This is a genomic window from Nocardia ignorata NBRC 108230 (assembly GCF_001612905.1).
GTDB lineage: Bacteria > Actinomycetota > Actinomycetes > Mycobacteriales > Mycobacteriaceae > Nocardia > Nocardia ignorata.
Window position 1 is genome coordinate 1 of sequence record NZ_BDBI01000011.1, and the last position, 24787, is coordinate 24787.

23 protein-coding genes are annotated in these 24787 nt (G+C 67.4%); 8 read left to right on the forward strand and 15 right to left on the reverse strand.

Annotated features, from left to right (window positions below; genetic code table 11):
• Positions 1-1035, reverse strand: a 1035-nt coding sequence (locus tag NI2_RS09385; RefSeq protein WP_067488538.1) for a CaiB/BaiF CoA transferase family protein, incomplete at its 3' end; no start/stop codon positions are given.
• Between the two features lie 280 nt (positions 1036-1315).
• Here NI2_RS09385 and NI2_RS09390 point away from each other — a divergent pair.
• Complete coding sequence (locus tag NI2_RS09390; protein ID WP_067488540.1) at positions 1316-2797, forward strand: aldehyde dehydrogenase; 1482 nt, start codon at positions 1316-1318, stop codon at positions 2795-2797.
• 27 nt (positions 2798-2824) lie between these two features.
• Positions 2825-4219, forward strand: a complete 1395-nt coding sequence (locus NI2_RS09395) for an MmgE/PrpD family protein (RefSeq protein WP_067488542.1) — start codon at positions 2825-2827, stop codon at positions 4217-4219.
• A 57-nt stretch (positions 4220-4276) separates the two neighbouring features.
• Here NI2_RS09395 and NI2_RS33720 read toward each other — a convergent pair whose 3' ends face one another.
• The 10 genes from NI2_RS33720 to NI2_RS09440 all read right to left on the reverse strand — a co-directional run bounded on the left by NI2_RS33720 (position 4277) and on the right by NI2_RS09440 (position 14438).
• Complete coding sequence (locus tag NI2_RS33720; RefSeq protein WP_157104660.1) at positions 4277-4495, reverse strand: hypothetical protein; 219 nt, start codon at positions 4493-4495, stop codon at positions 4277-4279.
• A 94-nt stretch (positions 4496-4589) separates the two neighbouring features.
• Complete coding sequence (locus NI2_RS09400) at positions 4590-5807, reverse strand: acetyl-CoA C-acetyltransferase (RefSeq protein ID WP_174552193.1); 1218 nt, start codon at positions 5805-5807, stop codon at positions 4590-4592.
• A gap of 13 nt (positions 5808-5820) precedes the next feature.
• Complete coding sequence (locus tag NI2_RS09405; protein WP_067488544.1) at positions 5821-6969, reverse strand: acyl-CoA dehydrogenase family protein; 1149 nt, start codon at positions 6967-6969, stop codon at positions 5821-5823.
• Between the two features lie 36 nt (positions 6970-7005).
• Positions 7006-7662, reverse strand: a complete 657-nt coding sequence (locus tag NI2_RS09410; RefSeq protein ID WP_067488546.1) for a GntR family transcriptional regulator — start codon at positions 7660-7662, stop codon at positions 7006-7008.
• Positions 7662-8837 carry a CaiB/BaiF CoA transferase family protein gene (locus tag NI2_RS09415; protein ID WP_371851952.1) on the reverse strand — a complete coding sequence of 392 codons (1176 nt, stop codon included), beginning with the start codon at positions 8835-8837 and terminating at the stop codon, positions 7662-7664. Before NI2_RS09415 ends, NI2_RS09410 begins: the two co-directional genes overlap by 1 nt.
• Complete coding sequence (locus NI2_RS09420; protein WP_133734102.1) at positions 8834-9625, reverse strand: enoyl-CoA hydratase/isomerase family protein; 792 nt, start codon at positions 9623-9625, stop codon at positions 8834-8836. Before NI2_RS09420 ends, NI2_RS09415 begins: the two co-directional genes overlap by 4 nt.
• Before the next feature lie 11 nt (positions 9626-9636).
• A complete protein-coding gene (locus NI2_RS09425) occupies positions 9637-10794 on the reverse strand; it encodes a CaiB/BaiF CoA transferase family protein (RefSeq protein ID WP_067488547.1) in 1158 nt (385 codons plus the stop codon).
• Between the two features lie 13 nt (positions 10795-10807).
• On the reverse strand, positions 10808-11977 hold the full coding sequence (locus tag NI2_RS09430) for an acyl-CoA dehydrogenase family protein (protein ID WP_067488548.1): 1170 nt from the start codon (positions 11975-11977) through the stop codon (positions 10808-10810).
• Positions 11978-11979: 2 nt separating this feature from the next.
• Positions 11980-13938 (reverse strand): AMP-binding protein, encoded by a 1959-nt coding sequence (locus NI2_RS09435; protein WP_067488550.1) that lies wholly within the window; start codon positions 13936-13938, stop codon positions 11980-11982.
• A gap of 38 nt (positions 13939-13976) precedes the next feature.
• The gene (locus tag NI2_RS09440; RefSeq protein ID WP_067488553.1) at positions 13977-14438 is read right to left on the reverse strand and encodes a MaoC family dehydratase; all 462 of its coding nucleotides are present in this window, start codon (positions 14436-14438) and stop codon (positions 13977-13979) included.
• 130 nt (positions 14439-14568) lie between these two features.
• Between NI2_RS09440 and NI2_RS09445 the strand changes: the two genes are divergently transcribed.
• The 5 genes from NI2_RS09445 to NI2_RS09465 are packed head-to-tail and all read left to right on the forward strand — an operon-like array spanning position 14569 to position 18696.
• Positions 14569-15732: an acyl-CoA dehydrogenase family protein gene (locus NI2_RS09445; protein WP_067488555.1), complete on the forward strand. Its 1164-nt coding sequence runs from the start codon at positions 14569-14571 to the stop codon at positions 15730-15732.
• A complete protein-coding gene (locus NI2_RS09450) occupies positions 15729-16628 on the forward strand; it encodes an HpcH/HpaI aldolase/citrate lyase family protein (RefSeq protein WP_243749944.1) in 900 nt (299 codons plus the stop codon). Before NI2_RS09445 ends, NI2_RS09450 begins: the two co-directional genes overlap by 4 nt.
• Complete coding sequence (fabG, locus tag NI2_RS09455) at positions 16625-17371, forward strand: 3-oxoacyl-ACP reductase FabG (protein ID WP_067488557.1); 747 nt, start codon at positions 16625-16627, stop codon at positions 17369-17371. The genes NI2_RS09450 and fabG overlap by 4 nt, the downstream gene beginning before the upstream one ends.
• Complete coding sequence (locus NI2_RS09460; protein WP_067488559.1) at positions 17368-18231, forward strand: HTD2 family dehydratase; 864 nt, start codon at positions 17368-17370, stop codon at positions 18229-18231. Before fabG ends, NI2_RS09460 begins: the two co-directional genes overlap by 4 nt.
• 12 nt (positions 18232-18243) lie before the next feature.
• The gene (locus tag NI2_RS09465) at positions 18244-18696 is read left to right on the forward strand and encodes a MaoC family dehydratase (RefSeq protein WP_067488561.1); all 453 of its coding nucleotides are present in this window, start codon (positions 18244-18246) and stop codon (positions 18694-18696) included.
• Positions 18697-18755: 59 nt separating this feature from the next.
• On the opposite strand, the gene NI2_RS09470 is transcribed toward NI2_RS09465, so the two are convergent.
• The 4 genes from NI2_RS09470 to NI2_RS09485 all read right to left on the reverse strand — a co-directional run bounded on the left by NI2_RS09470 (position 18756) and on the right by NI2_RS09485 (position 23433).
• A complete protein-coding gene (locus NI2_RS09470) occupies positions 18756-19649 on the reverse strand; it encodes an HpcH/HpaI aldolase/citrate lyase family protein (protein ID WP_067488563.1) in 894 nt (297 codons plus the stop codon).
• A 53-nt stretch (positions 19650-19702) separates the two neighbouring features.
• Complete coding sequence (locus tag NI2_RS09475) at positions 19703-20839, reverse strand: beta-propeller fold lactonase family protein (RefSeq protein ID WP_133734082.1); 1137 nt, start codon at positions 20837-20839, stop codon at positions 19703-19705.
• Between the two features lie 275 nt (positions 20840-21114).
• Positions 21115-22614 carry an aldehyde dehydrogenase gene (locus NI2_RS09480; protein WP_067488568.1) on the reverse strand — a complete coding sequence of 500 codons (1500 nt, stop codon included), beginning with the start codon at positions 22612-22614 and terminating at the stop codon, positions 21115-21117.
• 105 nt (positions 22615-22719) lie between these two features.
• The gene (locus tag NI2_RS09485; RefSeq protein WP_067488570.1) at positions 22720-23433 is read right to left on the reverse strand and encodes a GntR family transcriptional regulator; all 714 of its coding nucleotides are present in this window, start codon (positions 23431-23433) and stop codon (positions 22720-22722) included.
• Positions 23434-23681: 248 nt separating this feature from the next.
• Between NI2_RS09485 and NI2_RS09490 the strand changes: the two genes are divergently transcribed.
• Positions 23682-24779, forward strand: coding sequence for a PucR family transcriptional regulator (locus tag NI2_RS09490; protein WP_166655783.1), 1098 nt, complete (start codon positions 23682-23684; stop codon positions 24777-24779).
• Positions 24780-24787: the final 8 nt, after the last annotated feature.

A 24787-nucleotide genomic window follows, 5' to 3' on the forward strand; every position in this document is an offset into this window, starting at 1 on the left:
GCGCCACGGCGGACGCACCAGCGCGAGCCCGTCGTCCTGCGGCTCGATCATGCGCAGCCACCCGACCTGCTCGTGCTCGACGTAACCGGTCATCGACAACACCGGCGCGAAGGGCACGTCTTCGGCGGTGAGCCGCTTCTCCCACTCCGCGAACGAGCGCTGTTCGAACTCGGCCTCGACGATCTGGGCGAGCTCGAAATAGTTCGCCTCACGCGGGCGATATTCGGCGAAGCGCGGGTCGACGGCCAGATCGGCGCGATCCATCGCCCGGCACAGGGACTGCCAGAACTTCTGCGACGAGGAGAGATGCACAGCGATGTACTCGCCTGTGGCGGTCGGCGCGCAGAAATTCTGCGCCTGCGGGTGCCTGCTGCGCCGAGTCGGGTCGGCGCCGAGTTCGAAAGCCTGGGTGATGCCGTCGGTGACGAGCACACTGACGGCCTCCATGATCGAGGTCTCCACGTGCTGCGGTTCCCCGGTGCGGTACCGGCCGACCAGCGCGGCGAGCACGCCCGCGGCCGTGCTCAGCCCGGTGACCAGGTCGGCGCTCAACCCGCCGGTGAGCTGGGGACGGCCCTCGTCGCCGAGCAGCGAATACAGGCCGCCGAAGGCTTGCCCGATGGTGTCGTAGGCCGGCCGGGCTGCGAGCGGGCCGCCCGCACCGAAACCGGTGACCGAGCCGTAGACGATGTCCGGGCGTAGCTCGCGACAGACCTCGGGGCCAAGGCCCATCGCAGCCACCTTGCCGGGGCGCATGTTCTCGAGCACCACGTCGAAACGCGGGATCAGCGCCTTCACCAGGGCGATGCCCTCGGGCTGCTTGAGGTCGACGGCCAGGCTGCGCTTGCCGGTGTTGTACTGACGGAAGTACGGGCTGGCGTCGTTCTGGTGACGGCGGAAGTCCTCGCCCACGACGGGCCGCTCCACCTTCACGACTTCGGCACCGAGGGCGCACAACATGGAGGTGGCGAACGGGAGCGAGATGTAGCCCCCGATCTCCAGGATCCGGATTCCGTCGAGCGGCCTGTGCTGCATAGCCTGTCTCCCTCTAGTCACGTGCTCATATTATATATTATCGCTGCATCGCGGTGTCATGGGTCACATCCGGCGAAGGTCGATCGGCGCACGACGGCAACCGACAGAATAGACACAGTGGCGGTGAGCACAGCAGCCCTGGCCTGTGCGCTAAGTTATATCATATACTTTACATGAGCCGGGTCACATGGCACCGACGGAGCGCCGCGCGCTAAACCACCGCTGACCAGGGATTTTCCCACCCGGACACAATCGCCGACGAGGACGATAGGTCTACCCCATGAGTGTTCAGACAGAGTTGTGGCAGGGACAGTTCGACAAGCTGTTCATCGGCGGGGGGTGGGTGAATCCGGCAACGCAGCGCACGTTCGAGGTGGTCTCCCCCGCCACCGAGGAACCCCTCGCCCGCATAGCCGAGGGCAGCGAGGCCGACATCGACGCTGCTGTCGCTGCCGCCCGCGCCGCCTTCGATCGCGGCCCGTGGCCTCGGATGGAACTCGCCGAGCGGATCGCGGTGCTCACCCGGGTGAGCGAGATTCTCGCGGACCGGCAGGACGAGGTCGCTCGCCTGATCAGCGCCGAGATGGGGTGTCCGATCACGCTGTCGACGCGGATGCAGTCGATGGGGACCCGGATGCTGCTCGACGCGTTCATCGAGCTGGCTCCGCGATACCAGTGGTCCGATATCCGCCGCTCGGTCACCGGCAACGCACTCGTCACGCGCGAACCTGTCGGGGTCGTGGCCGCGGTGGTGCCGTGGAACGCGCCGCTGCAGATCGCGATCATCAAGTTGGCGCCCGCGCTGCTGGCCGGATGCACCGCTGTGCTGAAGCCGTCACCGGAGACCGCGATGTCGGCGTATCTGCTCGCCGAGATCTTCGAACAGGCCGGTCTGCCCGACGGCGTGGTGAACATCGTCGTCGCCGGGCGCGAGGTCAGTGAGCACCTGGTCCGCCATCCCGGTGTCGACAAGGTCTCGTTCACCGGCTCGACGGCCGCGGGCCGCCGAATCGCCGCCATCTGCGGGCAGGACCTGCGCCGCGTCACCCTCGAGCTCGGTGGGAAGTCGGCCGCGGTACTGCTGGACGACGCCGACCTCGACGCGGTGGTGCCGGTGATCCGGGCGCTGTCGCTGCGCAACACCGGCCAGGTGTGCAGCAACAAGACTCGCATCGTGGTGGCCCGTTCGCTGCGCGACGAGCTCTACGACCGGTTGCGCGACATGGTCGGGTCGATGCCGATCGGTGACCCGTTCGATCCGGCGACCGAGGTCGGCCCGCTGGTGACCAGCGCCCAGCGCGAACGCGTGGAGAGCTATATCGCGCAGGCCCGGTCCGAGGGCACCCAGGTGCTCGTCGGCGGTGGCAGGCCCGAAGGTTTGGACCGAGGTTGGTACGTCGAGCCGACGATCTTCGGCGACGTCGATCCCAACGCGCGGATCGCACAGGAGGAGGTGTTCGGTCCGGTACTGACCGTGCACACCTTCGATACCGAAGCCGAGGCGATCGATATCGCCAACAACTCCGACTACGGCCTCAACGGTTCGGTCTTCGCTGCCGATCCCGCCCACGCGCTGGCGGTCGCACGCCACATCCGCACCGGCACTGTCGAAGTCAACGGAACCCCCGCCGGCTTCTTCGCCCCACTCGGTGGCTTCAAGAACAGCGGCATCGGCCGCGAAGCCGGACTCGAAGGCTTCGACGCCTACATCGAATGCAAGTCCTACGGCCTGCCGCAGCCCCTGCTCGACACGCTGGCCTGACGCCCCTCACTTTCCGAAAGGTTCTCCATGCCTTCCCTACCCCCGTTGGAAGCCGCCGTCGCCCGGCTGGTCACCGATCTGGAGTACGACTCGATCCCGGCCGACGCGCTGGCCGGCGCCCGTCGACTCATGCAAGACCAGCTGGCGGTGCAGATCGGCTGCGCATCCCTGCCATGGAGCCGGGCGGTGCTCGAGCTGACCAAGGCCTCGCACGCACCCGGCTCGGCCCACGTCACGGCGTCAGGTGACGAAATGAGCGCCGCCGATGCCGCTTTCGTCAACGCGACGTACGGTCACGGCTTCGAGTACGACGACGCTCACCGATCCAGCTCCAGCCACCCCGGCAGTGCGGTGGTCTCCGCGGCTGTCGCCGTCGGCGAGGAGCTCGGTGCCTCGATGTCGGAGGTCATCACCGGCATCGTCGCCGGATACGAGGCCTACACCCGGATCGGCATGCTGGCCGCGCCGCAGCTGCTCGAGCGCGGGTTCCATCCGCACGGGGTGTTGTCGGCGTTCGGTGCCGCCGCCGTCGTCGCGAAGATGCGTGGATTCGATGCCGAGCGCACGATCCACGCGCTGTCGATCGCGATGAGCCACAGCTCGGGAACCACCGAGTACACCTCGACCGGCGGCTCGGTGAAACGGCTGCATTCGGGGATCGGTACCCGCAACGGGATTCGCGCCGCGGAGATGGCGGCGGCGGGCATCACCGGTCCGACCACCTTCCTCAGCGGCGGCAAGGGTTTCTACCGCACCTTCGTCGGACGCCCGGTCGCCGAGGACGCCGCCGAATTGCTCGACCCGACAGCCTCTTTCGAGATCACCCGGGTGTGGATCAAGCCCTACTGCTGCTGCGGCATCAACCACGCCTACATCGACGGCGCCCAGCAGCTCACCGCGCGGGCCGCCGAGGTCGAGTCCGTTCGGCTCGGCATCCAGTCCGGCGGCGACGTGATCATCGGCAACCAGAACGCCAACGCCTACGCCCCGCAGATCATCGAGCACCTGCAATACAGCCTGCCTTTCCAGTTCGCCTTGGCGATCCTGGGCCGTGGCAACGGTTTCCGCGCACATCACGACTACATGGCCGGGCGCCTGGACCTCAGCGAAGGCAGTGAGGTCGCCGAGATGGCACGCCGGGTGAAGATCGAGGTCGACCCCGAGCTCGACGCCGAATACGCGGGACGCTGGATCGCCGATATCACGGTCACCTACCGCGACGGATCCACCGAGCACGTCTTCGTCGACAACCCACGCGGCACCGCCGAGAACCCGATGACGCAGACCGACCTGGACGCCAAGTTCCGCGACCTCACCGTCGCCGATCTGGGTGCCGAACGCAGCGAGGCCTTGCTGACTGCGATCAACTCCGGGGATCCGGCCACCCCGGTCGTTGAGTTCGCCGCGCTGTTGCGCGTCTGACCCACCGCAAAAAGCCTGGCCCGACTCGGATTCGAGTCGGGCCAGGCTTTTCACATATCAGGGCATCAAGTACAAGCGTTCGTTCGGCAGACGTGGCAGGTCTGCGTAGTGCGCGGCTGCGACCGTGATGTCACAGAGATGGCGGCCGGCCACATCCTGGACGAAAACCAGCGCTGCCGTCAGACACGCCACGAATTCCATTCGGATGGTGGCGAATTGGACCATCAATCGAATATCGGGTTCGTGGGGACATGGTGATCGCTTGTCAGATTTCATCGGGTGTCGACCTGCTTGTACTCGTCGTTCCGAATGACTGTGCCCCGGCGGGCCTGTTCGGTGCGCCGGGGCACAGTCGGTGCCTGAACGGTGATCAGGCGGTCTCGAAAGTGGCGGCCATACCTTGGCCGCCACCGATGCACATGGTGGCAAGACCACGGCCACCACCACGTCGGCGCAGTTCGTGCAGCAAGGTGGTGACCATGCGCACGCCCGTGGCGCCGATGGGGTGGCCGAGTGAAATGCCGGAACCGTTGACATTGAGCCGGTCGTGATCGCGCCAGCCCCAGCCCTCGAGGACACCGAGGACCTGCACCGCGAACGCCTCGTTGACTTCGACCAGATCCATCGAGTCGAGCAGCGGGACGGTGTCGGTGCCCTGGCGGGCGGCAAGTTTCGCTACGGCGGGCACCGGCCCGATACCCATGCGGGAGGGCTCGCAACCCGCGGCGGCCCACCCGGTCAGGTAGCCGATCGGCTCGAGGCCGAGCGCGTCGAGCTGGTCTTCGGCGACGACGAGAAGCCCTGCGGCAGCATCGTTCTGCTGGCTGGAGTTGCCCGCGGTGACGGTGCCGTCGGGCATGATCGTGCGCAGCTTCGACAGGGTCTGCGGCGTGGAATCCGGGCGGATCCCCTCGTCGGCGCCGAACACCACCGGGTCACCCTTGCGCTGCGGCACGGTCACCGGAACCACCTCGTCGGCGAATCGTCCCTCCGCCCAAGCGGCGGCCGCCCGCTGGTGGCTTCGCGCGGCGAAGGAGTCGGCCTCCTCGCGCATCAGACCGTAGTCCTTTGCGAGGTTTTCGGCCGTCTCGATCATTCCGGAGATCTCGCCGAACCGGGCCACCGGCTGGGAGCGCTCGCGGCCGCGGTCGAGCCGGTCGAACAGCTGCACGGTGCCCGCGCGGGCACCCCAGCGCGTGCTGGTCGAGTAGTACTCGATGCGGCTCATCGACTCGACACCACCGGCGAGCACCACATCGGCGGCGCCGGTCTGCACCATCATCGCCGAGGTGGCCAGGGCCTGCAGGCCACCGCCGCAGCGGCGGTCGAGCTGCATGCCGGGCACGGTGATCGGCAGTCCGGCGTGCAGCGCCAGCCAGCGACCCACGCACGGCACTTCGGAGTTGGCGTAGGACTGGGCGAACACGACATCGTCGATGCGTTCGGGGTCGATCCCGGAACGCTCGATCACCGCGTTCACCACGGTGGCGCCCAGGTCCTCGACTGGTACGTCACGCAGGGAACCACCGAAAGTACCGACGGGGGTGCGGGTGGGCGCGACGATCGCGGCCCGGCGCAGGGTTGACATCCATCGACTCCGATCAGATCGCGTTGCGCGCGATGAGCTGTGCGGCAATGACATTGCGCTGGATCTCGTTGGTGCCCTCACCGACGATCATCAGCGGCGCGTCGCGGAAGTAGCGCTCCACGTCGTATTCCTTGGAGTAGCCATAGCCACCGTGCACGCGGATCGCATCGAGCGCGATCTGCATCGCGGTCTCGGACGCGAACAGCTTGGCCATGCCCGCTTCCATATCGGCACGCACGCCGGCGTCCAGTTTCTGGGCGGCGTCGAGGGTCAGCAGGCGGGCGGCGCGTTGCTTGGTCGCCATGTCGGCCAGCAGATTGCCGACGGACTGGTGCTTCCAGATCGGCTTGCCGAAGGACTCGCGTTCCTGCGCGTAGCGCACCGCGGCGTCGAGTGCGGCCTGCCCGACACCGAGCGCGCGTGAGGCGACCTGGATACGCCCGACCTCGAGGCCGCGCATCATGTGGCTCCAGCCCAGGTTCGGCACGCCGCCGAGGATGGCGTCGTCACCGACCTTGCGACCGTCGAACACCAACTCGCAGGCCTCCACGCCGCGGTAGCCGAGCTTGGGCAGCTTCTTGGAGATGATCATCCCGTCACCGGGTTCCACCAGGATCACGCTCATGCCCTTGTGGGCGGGCGTGGCGTCGCGATCGGTGATACACAGCAGACCGATCAGCCCCGAGTGCGCGGCGTTGGAGATCCAGGTCTTGGAGCCGGTGATGGACCACTGGTCGCCGTCGCGCACGGCGACGGTGCGCATGGCCTGCAGGTCACTGCCGCCCGCGGGCTCGGTGAGGGCCATCGTGGCCCGGATCGCACCCTCGGCCATCTTCGGCAGGTACTTCGACTTCTGCTCCGGTGTGCCGAAGGTCTTGATGAGGTAGGTGATCACCGAGTGGCCACCGATAGCGCCCGCCAGGCTCATCCAGCCGCGCGCCAGTTGCTCGGTGACACCGGCGAAGCAGGCGGTGCTCACGTCCACACCACCGAATTCGGCGGGCGCGAGCAGGCCGAAGAAGCCGAGCTTCTTCATCTCCTCGATGAACTCCTCGGGATAGACATCGTCTTCCTCGAACTCGCGCACGCGGTTCTTGACCCGCTGGTCGACGAAGTCGGCGACCAGATCGACCATCTGCTGCTCATCGGCTGTGAGGCTCATGCCTACCCTTCCCTAGTTCACGCATAAAATATTATATCATTTCCAGAAGCCGCGCGATTCAAGCATGTGCACCGCCCGGTCACCACCGTGCAGGAAGTGCTCCTCAGTGACTGCCCGAGCCGTGTCCGCGTCCCGCGCGCGCAGCGCGGCGAGGATCTCGCGGTGATCGCGGTCGGCGGTGTCGGACCAGTCGTCGTGCGTCTCGTAGAAACCGTGCGGACCGGCGCTGCCGAGCACCTTGAGTTCGGTGAGCAGTCGCCGGGATCCACTCGCGCGGTTGATCATCCGGTGGAATTCGAAGTTCAGCGACTCGCGGTCCCGGCTCGACGCGGTCGGCATCCGATCCAGGATCACGCCGAGCGCGTCGAGCGAGGAGATGCCGATCCGCTCGGCCGCGCGAGCGGCGGCCAGCCCGGACACCACGCCGAGCAACCAGTAGTGGTCGCGGACATCATCGCGCGTCATCGGAGCGACGAACGCGCCACGCCGGGGCGGCATGTCGACGATGCTCTCCAGTTCCAGGGCGATCAGCGCCTCGCGCACCGGCAGCTTGCTGATACCGAGCGAATCCGCGATCTCGTCCTGGTCGATCTTGTCGCCCGGACGCAGCTCGCCCGCGAAGATCCGCCGCCGGATCTCCTGTACGGCGCTGGTTTTCAGGCTGGTCGGCGGCGTGACGCGCGGCAGGTCCATCAGGTCTCGCTCGGCTGAGGGACCCGGGGAGCGAACTCGGCCCGGATCGCGTCGGTGTGCGCGCCGAGTTCGGGCACCGAACCGTTGGTCACCGGCCAGTCCCTTGCCGTGCCCGGCGGCAGCAAGGCCGGTACCGGGCCGGACGGGGTGCCGATCTCGCGCCACCGGCCGCGTTCTCGCAGCTGGGGATGCTCGGCGAGCTCGCGCACGCCGTTGAGCCGCGCGTTTCCGATACCCGCTTTGTCGGCGGCGTCCTGAACCTCGGCGAGACTCTTTGCTGCGCACCACTTTTCGACAATGGCGTCGACTTCGCCGCGACGCGCGACCCGGTCGTCGTTGTGTAGATAGCGCGGATCTTCGGCGAGTTCGGGGCAGCCCATGAGCACGGTCATCCGCCGCCACTCCCGATCGCTGGTCGTGCCGAGAACCGCGGTCTGCCCGTCCGAGGTCGGATACGCGCCGTACGGGGCGATCATCGGCGAACCCATACCGACCGGCACCGGCTCCGTGCCCGCGTGCAGCACCTGGTTGAGCGCGAAGCCCATCATCTCCGAGACCACATCGAGCATCGCGACCGGCACGACCGCGCCGCGGCCTGTGCGCTCACGGTCGTAGAGCGCGGCCAGGACCGCCGAATACGAGTACAGCGCGGTACCGATATCGGCCACGGGGATGCCGGGCTTGGCCGGCTGTCCGGGAACGCCGGTGATCGCACACGAACCCGCCTCGGCCTGGATCAGCAGGTCGTAGGCACGTTTGTGGTCGAGCGGACCGCCACGGCCGTAGCCGGAGATGTCGACGATGATCAGCCGCGGAAACCGGCGCGTCAGCTCCTCGACACCGAGCCCGAGCCGATCCAGCGCGCCCGGGCCCAGATTGCTGACCAGCACATCGGCCCCCGCCAGCATCGCTTCGAGGACCGCCAGGTCATCGGCGGCGCGCAGATCCAGCGCCGCCGATTCCTTGCCGTGGTTGAGCCAGGTGAAATGCGCCGACAGGCCACCGACAACCGTGTCGTAATGCCGGGTCGAGTCGCCGTATCCCGGCTGCTCGACCTTGATCACCCTGGCGCCGAGGTCGGCGAGGTGCCGGGTACACAGCGGGGCGGCGATGGCCTGTTCGAGGCCGATCACCGTCACCCCGGACAGCGGAGCGCGCATGGGTTCGGTGCTCATGAGAACTTGGGCTCCCGCTTCTCACGGTGTGAGCCGACGCCCTCGACGACATCGGGGCCGCCGAAGTGGTAGAACTCGAGGCCCAGAGAGGCGTCGAAGATCGGCATGGCCTGCCGGTACCAGCCGTTGAGTGCCATCTTGGTGCCCTGGATGCCTGCCCGCGAACCGGCGGCCAGCTTCTGCGCGATCTCCATGGCACGGTCCTGCACCTGGTCGTCGTCGACGCACAGCGACACCATGCCGATGCGCTCGGCCTCCTCGCCGGTGAGGACCTCGTTGGTCAGCAGGTGGTACTTGGCCTTGGCCATCGAGGTGAGCAGCGGCCAGCAGATCGCGGCGTGATCGCCCGCGGCCACGCCGAGGCGCACATGGCCGTCGACGATCTTGGCGCGGCGGCCCGCCACCGAGATGTCGGCGAGCAGAGCCGCCACCAGACCGGCGCCCGCGGCGGGACCGTTGATGGCGGAAATGATCGGCTGGGGCACCTCGATGATGTTGCGCACCAGGTCCCGTGCCTCCCGCATCACCCGTGTCCGCGAGGTGTAGTCACCGATCATGGCCTCGACCAGGTCGAAGCTGCCGCCTGCGGAGAAGGCCCGCTCCCCCGCACCTCGGATGACGACGGCGCGGACCGATTCGTCGAGGGCGATCACCGGCCAGATGTCGGCGAGGTGCCGATGTGCCTCGGCGCCGACGGAATTCAGGTTCGGGCCGTCGAGCACGATCCGCAGCACGCCCTCGGCGGGGCGGTCGATCGTCAACGACGAGAACTCCTCGTAACCGGGCACTTGTTGTCCTTTCATTCGCTGATCGACACCGCGTCGGCGCCGGTGGTGACCGCGGCGGTCGTCCACCGGGTCAGGATGTCGTCGAGGTCGCCGAGTCCGGTGGGCGGACACGATGGAGTGCGGGCCGGGGTCCGGTCGAAGCGCGGCGCGGGGGCGGGGTGCAGCACTCCCGAAACCCTCTGGAACACACCACGTTCCACGTTATGGGGATCTTCGGCGGCCTCGTCGAAGGTGAGTACCGGCGACACGCAGGCATCGGTGCCCCGGTATACCTGCCACCACTCGTCGCGCGTCCGCTTCGACACCGCTGCGGCGATGAGTTCGCGCAGTCTCGGCCACTGTTCGCGGTCGTCCTGGCCCGGCCAGCTGGTGGTGTCGACATCGAGGCGGTTCAGGAACTCACGGTAGAAGTCGGGTTCGAGCGCACCGACCGCCAGATACCGCCCGTCCGCACACCGGTAGGTGTCGTAGAACGGGGCGCCGGAGTCGAGGAAGTTGGTTCCCGGCTCGTCGGAGTACAGCCCGGCGGCGCGCAAGCCCTGCAACTTGGCCGTCAACACGGCGACACCGTCTACCATCGCCGCATCGATGACCTGTCCACGCCCCGTGCGCCCGGCTTCCACCAGCGCGCAGGCGATGCCGAACGCGCCGATCGCCCCACCGCCGGCGTAGTCACCGAGCAGGTTGATCGGCGGCCGTGGCGCCCCGCCCTCGGAGGCGAGGGCGTGCAGGGCGCCGGACTGGGCGACATAGTTGATGTCGTGTCCGGCGTCCTTGGCGCGCGGACCGGTCTGGCCGTACCCGGTGAGCCGGACGTAGACCAGGCGGGGGTTGCGCGCGGTGGCGACCTCGGGTCCCAGCCCCAGCCGTTCGGTGACACCGGGGCGATAGCCCTCGATGAACACGTCGGCCGAATCGGCAAGGCGCAAAACAGCTTCGCGCCCACCGGGGTCCTTGAGGTCCACCGCCACCGACCCGACGCCGCGGTTGACCACATCGGTCTCCTCGGTCAGGCCGACGGTCTGGCTCAATTCACGCGCCGAACGGTGCGGTGGCCGCACCACCCGGACCACGTCGGCGCCCATGTCGGCCAGCAGCATCGACACATAGGGCACCGGCCCCATGCCTGCCAGCACGACGACACGCACACCCGCCAACGGTCCCGTCATCGGTATTTCCCTCCTAGTAGGAACGCGGTAGGCCGAGCACCTGCTGGGAGATGTAGTTGCGCACCATCTCCTGGGAGAACGGCGCATTACGCAGCAGACGCACCTCCCGCCACAGCCGCTCGATGTGGTACTCCTTCGCGTAGGCGTACCCGCCGAGCGTGGAGAACGCGCGATCACACGCCTCGAAGCCGGCTTCGGCCCCGAGGTACTTGGCCGCTGCGGCCTCTGGACCACACGGCAGGCCGGCGTCGAACAGTTCCGCCGCGCGCATGATCATGCCCTCGGCGGCTTCCAGGCGGATCCAGGAATCGGCCAGCGGATGCGCCACGGCCTGGTTCTGGCCGATCGGGCGGTCGAAGACCACGCGGTTCTTGGCGTATTCGGCGCCGATCTCCAGCGCGGCGCGACCCAGGCCGACGCCTTCCATACCGACCACGATGCGCTCGGGGTTCAGTCCGTCGAGCAGGTAGTAGAAGCCCTTGTCGACCTCGCCGACGAGCCGGTCGTCGGAAACCTCGAGGTTGTCGATGAACAGTTCGTTGGTGTCGATGGCGGCGCGGCCGAGCTTGTCGATCTCACGGACCGTGACCCTCGAGCGGTCCATATCGGCGAGGAACAGCGACATGCCCCACAGCGGCTTGTCCTCCCGCCGCGGCGAGGTGCGGGCCAGCAGCAGGATCTTGTGCGCGTTCTGGGCGTTGGTGATGAACACCTTCTGCCCGTTGATCACCCAGCCGCCGTCGACCTTGGTCGCCTTGGTCTTGATACGCGAAGTGTCCACGCCCGCAGTGGGTTCGGTGACACCGAACGCCATCAGCAGCTCACCCGAGGCAAGCTTGGGCAGGTACTCGCGTTTCATCTCCTCCGAGCCGTACTTCACGATCGGCGCGGGCGGGAAGGCATAGAAGTGGATCGCCGAGCCACCGCTCATCCCGGCGCCGGAGGCCGAGATCTCGCCGAGCATCACGGCGGTCTCCTTCAGACCCAGGCCGATGCCGCCGTACTCCTCGGGGATCATCGCACCGAGCCAACCACCGGCGGCGAAGGCTTTCACGAAGTCCCAGGGGTATTCGTGTTTGTTGTCCTTGTCGAGCCAGTAGTTGTTGTCGAACTTGCGCGCGAGCTCGCGCGTGGCCTGTCGGACGACTTCGACGTTGTCGTCGGTCGCTGTAGCGGCAGTCATTGCTACTCCTTTTCGTCGCCCGTGGACACGGGGATCGCTTCGAGTGGGGTGGCGGGGTCGAGGGAGGACATGTCTCCGGTCGGTGCCCCGAGATACCGGGACCGAATGGCCCGGCGCATGATTTTTCCGTTCTTGGTCTTGGGCAGGCTCTCCACGACGACGACCGAGGGGGCGAACGAGCGTCCCGCGTTCCCGATCGCGGTGTCCTGCAGGTCTTCCGGGGCCTTACCGGTGGAACGCAGGACGGCGAAAGCGACCGCACGCTGGCCACGCAGCTCGTCGGGCACGCCGATCACGGCGACCTCGGCGATCCGGTTGTCGCGCAGCAGCGCCGCCTCGATCTCCGCGGGACCGACCCGGCGGCCCGACAGTTTGATGGTGTCGTCGGAGCGGCCGTGGATGCGCCACATGCCCTGGTCGTCGATGCTGGCCAGGTCGCCGTGGACCCACACGCCGTCCCACTGGTTCCAGTAGGTGTCGAGATAGCGGTCGCGGTCCTGCCAGAAGGCATGGGTCATGCCGGGGAAGGTGTTGCGGACCACGAGTTCACCGATCTCACCGACGACCGGATTGCCGTCCTCACCGAACACCGAGGCGTCCACGCCGGGCAGTGCGCCGGTGAAGGCCGCCGGGTCGGCGGGCAGGAACGGGTACCCGATCAGGATGCCGCCACCGACCTCGGTGCCACCGCTGTAGTTGACGATCGGCCGGGTGCCGCCGCCGACCTCGGAGAACAGCCACCACCAGGTGGGTTCGTCCCAGGCCTCGCCGGTGGACACGAAGGTGCGCAAGCTCGGCATCGCATGGGTCACCTCCTCCTCCCCCGCCGCCTTCAGCGCACGCGCCGCGGTGGGCGCGATACCGGCCACGGTGACACCGTTGCGCTCGATGATCTCCCACATCCGGTGCGCGGTGGGGTGCGTCGGCAGCCCCTCGATCATCACGATCGTCGCGCCGAGCTGCAGCGGACCGGCCATCAGCATGGGGCCGACGAGCCAGCCGAGATCGGTGATCCACGAGACGACATCGCCTTCGTGCACGTCGAAGCCGTAGCCGAAGTCGACCGCCGTCTTCACCGCGAAACCACCGTGGGAGTGCACGATGCCCTTGGGGCGACCGGTGGTACCCGAGGTGTAGACGATGGTGAGCGGGTCGTTGGACTCGGTGTCCGCGGTCGGCACCGGCGCCGGATCGGCATCGAGCTCGTCGAAATACACGTCGCGGCCCGCGCGCATCGGCACCTCGGTGCCCAGATGCCGCACGACCACGACCTTGGCCACGGTGGGCGCCGACTCCAGGGCCGCGTCGGCGGTCGCTTTCAGTTCGACCCGCTTGCCGCGCCGCGTGGTCCCGTCGGCGGTCACCAGCAGCACCGCTTCGGAATCCTGCAGGCGGGTGGCGAGCGCGTCCGGTGCGTAGCCGCTGAAGGTGGGCACCGACACGGCCCCGATCATCGCGATCGCGAGGAAGGCCACCGCGGCTTCGGGCACCACCGGCATGAACAGCACCACCCGGTCACCGCGCCGGACACCCAGCTGGGTGAGGTTGGCGGCGAAACGCCGCACCTGGTCGTCGAGTTCGGCGAAGGTCAGCGTGCGCCGTGCACCCTCGTCGCCCTCGTAGACCACCGCGAGATGATCGGCGGCGGAGCCTCGCGCATGCCGGTGCGCGGCCAGCTGCGCGATATTGACGCCGCCGCCGGTGAACCACCGGGGGAACGGCTTCCCGGCCGACTCGTCGACGACGCGGTCGAACGGGACCGAGAAGTCCACGCCCAGGTCGGTTGTCGCGGCCCGCCAGAACCATTCGGGCTCGGCGATGGCTCGCTCGTTGAGCGCGGCGACCGCTGCCGCGTCGTCACCGAATCCCCAGGCTCGCATCGCCGCGAGCAGACGGCTGCGCTCACGGATCTGTTCGTCGGGCACCCAGGCCGGCTGCTCGGCAGGCTGAACGTCCACCATGACGTGTCCTCCTCGTTGCTGGTTCGTCGTGTGGCGGATCAGGCCTGCTCGGCCGGACGCTTCATCATCAGCCCGACACGCAAGGCGTCGCAGACGACCTCGTCGCGCTGGTTGATCCCGAGGTGGCGGAAGGTCACGATGCCGGAGTCGTTGCGGCTCTTGGATTCCCGCTTGTTCTCGATCTTGGTCTGCACGTGGATGGTGTCACCGTGGAACACCGGCTTGGGGAACTTGATCTGCTCGAAACCCAGGTTGCCCAGGGTGGTGCCCTGCGTGGTCTCCGGCACAGTGATACCCGAGACCAGCCCGAGGATGAACAGGCTGTTCACCAGGCGCTGCCCGTAGATCGAGTTCTTGCTGTACTCCGCGTCCAGGTGCAGCGGGGCCAGGTTCAGCGTCATCACACTGAAGAGGGTGTTGTCGGCCTCGGTCACCGTGCGGCGGGTGGGGTGGTCGATGACCATTCCCGGCTCGAACTCCTCGAAATACAGGCCAGCCATGTCGCGTCCTCTCGGAATATATTATGTACTAGACGGTGTCGAACGGATGCTACCTCACCGTTCGGCTCATCGTATATTATATCATTGTATATTATATCTAGTATCAGCCTCAACCACAGAGGAGCCGAGAGTGTCCGAACTCAGTGCCGAGGACTTCGAGCCGATCCTGGCTCACGTCCGCACGTTCATCCGTACCAAGGTCGTCCCGCGCGAGCAGGAGATCCTGGAGACCAACGCGATTCCCGACGACATCCGGCAAGCCGCCGCGGAGATGGGCTTGTTCGGGTACGCCATCCCGCAGCAGTGGGGCGGCCTCGGCGTCGATCTCACCCAGGATGTCGAGCTGGCCATGGAGTTCGGCTACACCTCGCTGGCGCTGCGGTCGCTGTTCGGCACCAACAACGGCATCGCCGGTCAGGTGCTGGTCAACTACGGCACCGACGAGCAGAAGAAGCAGTGGCTCGAGCGGATCGCCTCGGGCGAGGTACTGGCCTCCTTCGCGCTCACCGAGCCCGGCGCGGGTTCCAATCCCGCCGGTCTGCGCACCCGCGCCCGCCGCGACGGTGACGACTGGGTGATCGACGGCCAGAAGCGGTTCATCACCAACGCACCGCTGGCCGACCTTTTCGTCACCTTCGCCCGCACCGCCGAGCCAGGTCCCGACGGGCCCGGGATCGCGGTGTTCCTGGTACCCGCCGATACACCGGGTGTCATCGTCGGACCCAAGGACGCGAAGATGGGTCAGGAAGGTGCCTGGACCGCCGACGTCACGTTCACCGACGTCCGAGTGCCCGCCGACGCACTGGTCGGTGGCTCGGAGGATGTCGGTTACAAGGCCGCGATGGCCTCGCTCTCGCGTGGTCGCGTGCACATCGCCGCACTGTCGGTCGGTACCGCGCAGCGCGCCCTCGACGAATCCGTCGCCTACGCCGCCACTGTCACCCAGGGTGGTACGCCCATCGGCGACTTCCAGCTGGTCCAGGCGATGATCGCCGACATGCAGACCGGCGTGATGGCAGGCCGCGCGCTCGTGCGCGACGCCGCCGCCAAGTACGTCTCCGGCGAGGACCGCCGCATCTCTCCCTCGGTGGCCAAGCTGTTCTGCACCGAGATGGTCGGCCGGGTCGCCGACAACGCGGTGCAGATCCACGGCGGCAGCGGGTACATGCGTGAGGTGACCGTCGAGCACATCTACCGCGACGTGCGCCTGCTGCGTCTGTACGAGGGCACCAGCGAGATCCAGCGCCTGATCATCGGCGGCGGGCTCGTGCGCGAAGCGAAGAAGCGCGCGTGAGCGCCGGAACCACAACGGATCTGGCGACCCGGATCCGCGTCGCGTCCACCCTGCTGTTCGTCCCGGCCGACCGGCCCGAACGCTTCGCCAAGGCCGCCGCGGCGAATCCGGGCCTGGTCGTCCTCGATCTCGAAGACGCCGTGGCATCCGATGCCAAGGAGGCCGCCCGTGAACACGCCGTCGCCTGGATCGAAGCAGGCAACGAGTGCGCGGTCCGTATCAACGCTGTCGGAACCGCGTGGCACGCGGACGATCTCGCCGCGCTGGCACCGCTGCGCTGCGCGGTCGTGCTGCCCAAAGCCGACATCGGCAACCTCGACGGCGTCATCGATGCCCTCACCCAGGCTCGGGCCAGCGCGCCCTACCGCCCGAAAGCCGCCAGCAGCCGACCGCTGCTGATCGCATTGATCGAGACGGCCGCAGGGGTATCGCATTCCGCGGCCGTCGCGGCCACGCCGGGCGTGGACCGGCTCGCGGTCGGTACCTTCGATCTGGCCGCCGAACTCGGTGTCGATCCCACCGACCGTGAAGCACTCGCCGGGACCAGGCACGCACTGGTCCTGGCTTCCGCCGCCGCCGGCCTGCCCGGCCCGATCGACGGCGTCACCGGTGTCGTCGACGATGCCGACCTGGTGCAAGACGATGCCCGCTACGGCAAACGGCTCGGGTTCACCGGCAAGCTGTGCATCCATCCGCGCCAGCTCCACCCGGTAGCGACCGCGTTTCGCCCGACCGATGCCGAACAGGCCTGGGCACGCAAGATTTCCGCCGCGATCACCGACACCTCGGGTGTCGCCGTGGTCGACGGTGCCATGGTCGACAAGCCCGTACTCGACCGTGCCCGCCGCATCCTGGCGCAGCTCGACGCCACCACCGACAGTGAGGAACAGCCATGACCGGACCACTTCTGGCCGACAAGACCGCCGTCGTCACCGGCGCCGCCCAGGGCATCGGCTACGCCATCGCCGAACGCTTCGTCGCCGAGGGCGCGCGCGTGGTCATCGGTGACATCGATGGCGACGCTGCCCAGGCCGCCGCGGACAAGCTCGGCGGCGCGACCGTCGCCCGCGGTGTTCGCTGCGATGTCACCGTCGCCGACGACGTCCAGGCCCTCATCGACGCGGCCGCCGAATCCTTCTCCCCCGTCGACGTGATGGTCAACAACGCGGGCATCACCCGCGACGCGACCATGCGCAAGATGACCGAGGACCAGTTCGACCAGGTCATCGCCGTCCATCTCAAGGGCACCTGGAACGGCACCCGGCTGGCCGGAGCGGTGATGCGCGAACGCGGCAGCGGCGCCATCGTCAACATGTCGTCGTTGTCGGGCAAGATCGGTCTGCCCGGTCAGACCAACTACTCCGCCGCCAAGGCGGGCATCGTCGGCCTCTCCAAGGCTGCCGCGAAAGAGCTCGCGCACCTGGGTGTGCGGGTCAACGCCATCCAGCCCGGCCTGATCCGCACCGCCATGACCGAGGCCATGCCGCAGAAGGTGTGGGATCAGAAGATGGCGGAGATTCCGCTGGGCCGGGCCGGTGAGATCGACGAGATCGCCACGGTGGCATTGTTTCTCGCCTCCGACATGTCCTCGTACATGACGGGCACGGTGCTCGAGGTGACCGGCGGGCGGTTCATGTGAGCACCTGGCAACCGCACACGGAAACCTCCGTCGAACTCCTCGATCCCGCGCCGGTGGCCGCATTGGCCGCGCTGCTCGACGACGGCCTACCCGTTCCGGGCCCCGGCGATCCGCTGCCGCCGCTGTGGCATTGGGTGGCGCTGCCGCGCTGGGCGGCCTCCGGCGTGCTCGGTCCCGACGGGCACCCTCGACGTGGCTCGTTCCTCCCGCCGGTCGAACTGCCGCGACGCATGTTCGCCGGCGGTGAGATCGTTGTGCACACACCGCTTCTCGTCGGATCGACGGTGCGGCGCGAGGCCGAGGTGGTCTCGGTGACCGAGAAGAACGGCCGGTCCGGTGCGCTGGTCGTGGTCGACGTCAGGATCCGGTTGTTCACCGAGGCCGACCAACTCGCCGTCGAGGAAACTCAGAATCTGATCTACCGCGAGGCCGCCCCCGCGCCGGACAAGCCCGCGCAACCGCCGACGGCCGAGGAAACTCTGCCGCGCGCTCCCCTGCGCCGCACGGCGGACAACGCCTGGGACCTGCGGACCGATCCGTCCCTGCTCGCTCGGTTCTCCGCCGCTACCGCGAACGCGCACCGCATCCACTACGACTGGCCCTATGCCACCGGCGTGGAGGGGTACCCGGGCCTGGTTGTCCACGGCCCGTTGCAGGCCATCGCGCTGGCCGAGATCCACCGGCTGATGGGCGGGGCACCGGTACGGGAGCTGCGCCACCGCGGCCGTGCACCCCTGTTCTGTGGCCAGCCCGCGCGTTTGCTCGCCACCGAGGTGCCCGATGGTGTGGCACTCGAATTGTTCGGTCCCGGGGGGGAATCGGCTGGGCCGAATGCCACCGTCGACGTCACCACCGACTGATCAGGAGAAACCGTGCCCCGCGTATTCACCACCCTCGACGAGGTCCGCGCCGCCGTGGGCGAACCGATCGGCCCGAGCGAACCGTACCTGGTCGATCAGGCGCGCATCTCGGCGTTCGCCGAGGTCACCGACGACGAGCAGTGGATCCACGTCGACCCCGAGCGGGCCGTCGCCGGACCGTACGGCACCACCATCGCCCATGGCTATCTCACGCTGTCGCTGATCTCGCATTTCCGGCCGGAGCTGCTCGATTTCCGATTCGGCTCGGCGCGGGTGAACTACGGCGTCAACAAGGTTCGCTTTCCCGAACCGTTGCCCGCCGGGTCGCAGCTGCGGGCAACCGTGACGATCACCGAGGTCGCCGAGACCGGCGCCGGGGCGTCGGTGACAGCGAAGTACGTCCTCGACGGCGGGGCGGCCAAGCCCGCCTGTGTAGCCGAGACTGTTCTGCTGATCGTCGACTGACCGCCTGTAGACACGAAGAAGGGGGGTGGCCGCGGCCACCCCCCTTCTTCGTGTCACTCCTACGCGTTGGCCGACACCGCGTCGGCCAGGGCGATCACACCCTGTGCTGTCTTCACGTGCGCGAGATCGATATGCTGGCCTTCGAAGTCGACGGCCGCACTGCCTGCGGATTCCGCCTCTTCGAACGCCGCGATCATGCGCCTGCAGTAGTCGACGGTCTCCGGCGACGGCGAGAACACCTCGTTGGCGATCGCCACGTGCGAGGGGTGGATCGCCACCAGCCCGCGGTAGCCGAGCTGCCGGTTGTCCAGGCAGAAGCGTCGCGCGCCGTCGAGATCCTTGATGTCCTGCCACACACCGGTCACCGGGTGGTGCAGTCCGTTCGCCTTGGCCGCCAGGATGATCCGGCTGCGCAGGTACAGCGTCTCCAGACCGGCGGGAGTGAACTCGAAGCCGAGTTCGCGGCCCACGTCGGCGTTCGGGCCGGTGGCACCGAGCAGCGAGGCCACCCGAGGGCTCGCGCCCGCGATGTCCTCGCAGTGCGCCATCGACACCGCGGTCTCGAAGGACACGATCAGCTGCACCGTCCCGACCTCGATGCCCTCACGCTGCTCGATGTGGCTCAGCACCGCGTCCAGGCGCACGATCTCGTCGGCGGTGAACACCTTCGCCAGGAACAGCCCGGCCAGGCCTGGCCGCACGATGGCTTCCAGGTCGCCGCCGAGCAGCCCACTCACCTCCGGGTTGGCTCGCACCCACAGGTCGGGACGCACACCCTCGGCGGTGAGACGGTCGATCGTGGCCGCGACCGTGCCGCGCGCCTCGACCTTGTCCGCAGCGGGCACCGAGTCCTCGAGGTCGAGGATCAGCGCGTCGGCCCCGGAGCCGACGCCCTTGTCGGCCCAGGACCCCTTGTGACCGGGGACGAAGAGCATCGAGCGGTACGGTTTCATCGTGTGCCTCCCTTGGCAGCTGTGCGAGTCTACTCAATATAATATATGTAATATCATCGCTGCACCGCCACTACCGCGTTCGCGCCGTCGGCGAAGATCAGCCCCGTGTCGACGGACTCCTCGCCCGTCGGGGTGAGCCGCCCGTCGGGCGCCATCGCATACGGATGCACACGCGCGGTGATACCCACGGTGAGGGTGTCGATGAGGAAGAGCCGCTGCGTTTCCGAGTCGATCACGACGCGGCCGGGCAGGGTGCCCGCCGGTGTCTGATACGGCGCCCCGGGCAGCGGGATCAACGCTCCGTTCTCCGCGATCTCGTAGCCGCCGATCTTTCCGGCCATCGCCTCGGCGATGTACATCCGGCGGCTGTCGGCGGTGAACTGCGCGGCGTGCGGCAAAGACATCAGCCCGGTGCTGAGGGGCGATCCCGGCACGGGGCTCAGTTGTCCGTCGGTGCCGATCGCATAGCCCGAGATAGTGCCGCTCGCCTCATCGCTGACGTAGAGGAACCTCCCGTCCGGCGTCACACCGGGCAGGGTCGACATCAGCCCCGACCCGATGGAATCGACGAGGGTCAGCGCGCCATCGGGGCCGACGGCGAAACTGAAAGTCGTCGCCTGCAGCCAGCCGACGGCGAAAACGAAACGGCCGTCCGGCGAGATCGCCATCTGACTGAGTCCGCTCACTCCGGGTACCTGAACCGTGCCGGTGAACACCAGCCCGCCGGTGGCGGTGATCGAATAGGTGCGGATCTCGTTCGTCACCGAACCGCTCGTCACATACAGCCGCTTCCCGTCGGGCGCGACCACGGCGCCGACACCGGGAGCCCCCAATTCGAGGTTCGCCTCGGGAATCGGGGTGAGCACGCCGTCTCCACCGAGACGGAATCCGTTCACCGTGCCCGACACCGTGTTCGTCGAATAGACGTAGCGGCCGTCCGGCGTGACCGTCACCGCGAGAGAACCGGTCCCGGATGCGAACGGTGAGCCGGGAACTGTCGACAATCTGCCCGCGTCGTCGAGGCCGAGCACACTGATACTCGGTGACGCCGTCCCCCCGATCACCAGAAAACGGGTCTCGGGATCAGCGAGGGCGACCGACGAATTCAGCCAGCTTCCCGACGCGAGTGCGAGCGACACCGCGAGGCATGCGGCCGCGCGCCGGGGACGAAAACGCTGATTGGGGAACATATGTGCAACCTCCGACCGATCGGCGAGCACCGCTGCTCCCCGATCGAATAGACACGCGCGATCTGCGCCAGGAACGAATCGGGCGACAGTGTCCGTATGTCACCCTTTCCCGATAGACGCTATGCAATTCTTCGTACGCGCAATGTCCAAGAATATGGACAGCACACAATTTCCGGACAGCACAATTGCAGGATCCCGTCGAACAGCGCAAAAGGCCCCGCCGACCGAGGTCGACGAGGCCTTTTGCCGTGGAATTTTCGGTGCAGCAGGAAGAATCAGTTGCCGAGGCCGGGAATATCGGCCGGCTCGTTCTCGAGCACCAGCGTTTTGCTTTCCAAGAAGGGCAGCAGACCTTCCGAACCGCCTTCACGACCCACGCCCGACAGCTTGAAGCCTCCGAAGGCGATCGAGAAATCGGTTCGCGGACCGTTCTGCCCGACGGTGCCGGTACGCAGTTTTCGCGCCACCCGATAGGCACGATCGGTGTCGTTGGTGAAGACCGCGGCGTTGAGACCGTACGGGTTGTCGTTGGCCAGCGCGACGGCGTCGTCCTCGTCCTTGGCCGCGATAACAGCCAGGACGGGGCCGAAAATCTCCTCGGTCGCGATCACCGACCGGTTGTCGACACCGGCGAAGACCGTCGGCTCGACGAAGAAGCCGCGCTCGAGCCCGGCCGGTCGGCCACCACCGGTCACCAGGCGCGCGCCATCGGCTTTGCCTGCGGCGATGAAGCTTTCGACGCGTTCGCGTTGGCGCGCGGACGCGAGCGGTCCCATGGTCACGCCTTCCTCGAACGGGTCACCCACGCGAACGGCGCTCATCGCGGCACCGAGCGCGTCGGCGAGTTCGTCGTGACGCTTCTCGGAAACGATGACGCGGGTCAGGCTGTGACAGACCTGGCCCGCCAGGTAGCTGATGCCACCGGCGAGCACCTTCGCCGCCGTGCCGATGTCGTAGTCGTCGAGCACCAGAGCGGGCGACTTGCCGCCGAGTTCGAGAGTGCAGCGCGCCATACGGTCGGCACAGATCGCGCCGATCGTGCGGCCGGCCACCGTGGAGCCGGTGAATGTCACCTTGTCGATGCCGGGGTGGCGAACCAGCGTCTCCGAAACCTGCCGGTCTGCCGTCACCACATTGATCACGCCTGGCGGCAGCCCGACCTGGTCGCAGATCTCGGCGAACAGATAGGCCGAGGTGGGTGCCTCTTGCGGCGGCTTCAGCACGACCGAACATCCGGCGAGCAGGGCGGGCGCGCACTTGTAAGCCATCAGGCCTGCAGGGCCGTTCCAGGGAACGATGGCCGCGACGACACCGACCGGCTCGCGCACCAGCAGACCGGCGCCCCCGGCCGCGGGGGTGTGTGCCTCGCGGAACGGGAACGTTTCGGCCAGATCGGCATAGGCATTGAAAGCACCGGACAGGAACAGTGGAAGCCGGGTCTTTGCCAGCGAATAGACGATGCCCGATTCGATCGACCAGAGCCGGGCGAAATCGTCACCACGCCTGGTCAATTCGGCGGCGATCGCGCGCAGGTAACCGGCGCGTTCGGTCGGCGACATCAGCGGCCACGGACCGTTGTCGAACGCCTTACGCGCGGCCGCCACCGCGGCATCCACGTCCTCGACCGTCGCTGCCCCGATGGCGGTGACGACCTCCTCGGTGCTGCAATTGACGACCTCGAAGGTCTCCGACGACGACACCGGCACCCAGTTGCCGTCGATATAGGACGCCTCGGGGTGCGCGGGCAGCACGCCCGCCGCAACCGACTTCGTCATTGAAAGTCCTCTCACCACTGTGACGCATGTAACGACGTCAAATATATACTATATTAAACGCGGGCATGCCAGGGCGATGATCGGCGTCAACGCCCCCGGACAGGATCAGGCCGTGGACTTACGGGTCGGTTCTGCCCACAGCCCCTGCTTCTCCAGCATGGCGACCAGTTCGTCGGCGCTGGACATGATGTGGTCGCGCATCAGCGTGTTGGCGGCCTTGGGGCGACGTTTCTGCAGCGCGTCGAGGATCAGTGGATGATCCCGCAACACGTCCTCGCCGTGTCCCTCGATGGTGATGTAGAAGCGATTCGGCAACTGCTTGACGACCGTCGCCAACAGCATCGACAACCGGCGCGAGTCCGCTGCCAGATTGATCGAGCGATGGAACTCGTGACCGTAGGTGACGAGCGCGTCGTCGGACCCGTTCTCGGCCGCTTGCGCATGCGCTTCGACAACATCGGCCAGATGGTCCAGTTCACGTTGGGAGATCGACTTCGCGGCCCGGCTCGCCAATTCACCGGCCATCGTCGCCTGCGCCCAGAACAGGTCGCGCACATCCTGTCTGCTGAACTGCGACACCATGAATCCGCGTCGCGGGACCAACTCGACGAAGCCTTCGCCACTGAGCAGCAGCAGACCTTCGCGCACCGGGGTGTTGCTGACACCGACCGCCTCGGCGATCGGTTCGATCCGCAGGAACTCACCGGGCCGCACCCGGCCCGAGATGATCAGTTCACGAACGTAGGTCGCGACGTCCTCCGACAGCTGATGACGCTGCTTGTTCGCACCGCGGGGCAAACGCTGCAGGGTGGTTTCCATCGGGGTCCTTTCGGTCGCCTGTTCATGCATTATGCCTCATATGTGACATCAACCCCACGCGTGACACCAAAGTTCTGAGCATTTGTCCAGTTGAGGGTGTCCAAATTGCTGGACACCCGATGACGCGAGCGCGGCTTAGGCTCGCCGAACGTCGCCCTTTACCCGGGCGAACACCCGGCAAGCTCCAGCGTGCCGGGGTCGAAGAACGCAGGATGGGAGTTCACGAGGTGAACCAGACAATCACCCGGATGGTCGACTCCGCAGTGACCACGCACAGCGCTTCCGGCGAGGTGCGTGAACAGCTACTCGTCCTGGCCTCCCGATCTTTCGCCTCGGCCAGCAAGCTCAGTGATGACGGTGAGGCGGTGGCAGGTCTGGAACGGGCGGTGACCACGTGCGTCCGGTTGGGCGTCGACCTCGACACCACGTTGTCGATCGTCATCGGAGCCATCGAATTGGTCGTCGACGCCGCGCCCGCGACGTCCCCCCTCACCGCCGGTTCCGGGCAGATACTGCGGACGGTCCGCGTGGCCACCGGGATCGTCGCTCGCGTCTACGGGCAAGCGGGCCACCCGACCCACGACAGCGTCGAAGCAGCACAGGAGGTCGCCGCCGCACTGCTGCGCGGCGATTCGTCGAAAGTGCTCGGACAGTGCAACCAGATAGCTGTCGCCGCCGCCTACGCGATCATCGCCGTCCATTTGCCCGCACGGCGCGGCAGACCACACGACGCGCCGCGCAGTCTGGCCGAACCCATTGTGGCGCGGCTGTATTCGGAGCTGCGTCGCCGCTTCGGCCCGAGCGCTCTCGCCCTGCTCGGTGCCGCAGGCGCGACGGTGCTCGTTCCCGACACAGCGTTCGGCGAGTTCACCGCCCTCACCGGCTTCGTCGAAGCTCTCCGTACCGCGGAGGGCAATATCCCGACCGGGGTGATGATGTGTGCGCCGACCGCCGACGTGCCGACGGTGGCCGAACAGGTGCACGCCGCCCTGGACGTGGTCACCCGACTCGGGATGACCGAGCGGCTCCATCGCTTCAGTGACATCGCGGTGGAGTACCAGCTCACCCGCCCCGGCCCCGGACGCGACGCCCTGTCGACCTTGCTCGACCCACTCGAGGACTACCCCGACCTGATCGAGACTCTGCGTACCTACGTGGAGACCGGACTCGACCGGCGTCGCACGGCCCGCCGACTGCACCTGCACCCCAACAGCGTCGACTACCGGCTCAAGCGGATCTTCCGGCTCACCGGCTTCGACACCACCGACCCCACCGGGCTCTGGAACCTGCGCTCGGCCTTGGTCATTCGCGACCATCACACCGAATACACCGCCATGCGCGCCTGATCGAGCGT

What these genes read in the sequence shown, in the direction of transcription:
- NI2_RS09475 (WP_133734082.1), bottom strand. Translation starts at nt 20,839, where the DNA reads ATGTTCCCCAATCAGCGTTTTCGTCCCCGGCGCGCGGCCGCATGCCTC.
- NI2_RS09430 (WP_067488548.1), bottom strand. Translation starts at nt 11,977, where the DNA reads ATGACTGCCGCTACAGCGACCGACGACAACGTCGAAGTCGTCCGACAG.
- fabG (WP_067488557.1), top strand. Translation starts at nt 16,625, where the DNA reads ATGACCGGACCACTTCTGGCCGACAAGACCGCCGTCGTCACCGGCGCC.
- NI2_RS09400 (WP_174552193.1), bottom strand. Translation starts at nt 5,807, where the DNA reads ATGTCAACCCTGCGCCGGGCCGCGATCGTCGCGCCCACCCGCACCCCC.
- NI2_RS09490 (WP_166655783.1), top strand. Translation starts at nt 23,682, where the DNA reads ATGGTCGACTCCGCAGTGACCACGCACAGCGCTTCCGGCGAGGTGCGT.
- NI2_RS09395 (WP_067488542.1), top strand. Translation starts at nt 2,825, where the DNA reads ATGCCTTCCCTACCCCCGTTGGAAGCCGCCGTCGCCCGGCTGGTCACC.
- NI2_RS09480 (WP_067488568.1), bottom strand. Translation starts at nt 22,614, where the DNA reads ATGACGAAGTCGGTTGCGGCGGGCGTGCTGCCCGCGCACCCCGAGGCG.
- NI2_RS09390 (WP_067488540.1), top strand. Translation starts at nt 1,316, where the DNA reads ATGAGTGTTCAGACAGAGTTGTGGCAGGGACAGTTCGACAAGCTGTTC.
- NI2_RS09485 (WP_067488570.1), bottom strand. Translation starts at nt 23,433, where the DNA reads ATGGAAACCACCCTGCAGCGTTTGCCCCGCGGTGCGAACAAGCAGCGT.
- NI2_RS09425 (WP_067488547.1), bottom strand. Translation starts at nt 10,794, where the DNA reads ATGACGGGACCGTTGGCGGGTGTGCGTGTCGTCGTGCTGGCAGGCATG.
- NI2_RS09470 (WP_067488563.1), bottom strand. Translation starts at nt 19,649, where the DNA reads ATGAAACCGTACCGCTCGATGCTCTTCGTCCCCGGTCACAAGGGGTCC.
- NI2_RS33720 (WP_157104660.1), bottom strand. Translation starts at nt 4,495, where the DNA reads ATGAAATCTGACAAGCGATCACCATGTCCCCACGAACCCGATATTCGA.
- NI2_RS09415 (WP_371851952.1), bottom strand. Translation starts at nt 8,837, where the DNA reads ATGAGCACCGAACCCATGCGCGCTCCGCTGTCCGGGGTGACGGTGATC.
- NI2_RS09435 (WP_067488550.1), bottom strand. Translation starts at nt 13,938, where the DNA reads ATGGTGGACGTTCAGCCTGCCGAGCAGCCGGCCTGGGTGCCCGACGAA.
- NI2_RS09440 (WP_067488553.1), bottom strand. Translation starts at nt 14,438, where the DNA reads ATGGCTGGCCTGTATTTCGAGGAGTTCGAGCCGGGAATGGTCATCGAC.
- NI2_RS09405 (WP_067488544.1), bottom strand. Translation starts at nt 6,969, where the DNA reads ATGAGCCTCACAGCCGATGAGCAGCAGATGGTCGATCTGGTCGCCGAC.
- NI2_RS09410 (WP_067488546.1), bottom strand. Translation starts at nt 7,662, where the DNA reads ATGGACCTGCCGCGCGTCACGCCGCCGACCAGCCTGAAAACCAGCGCC.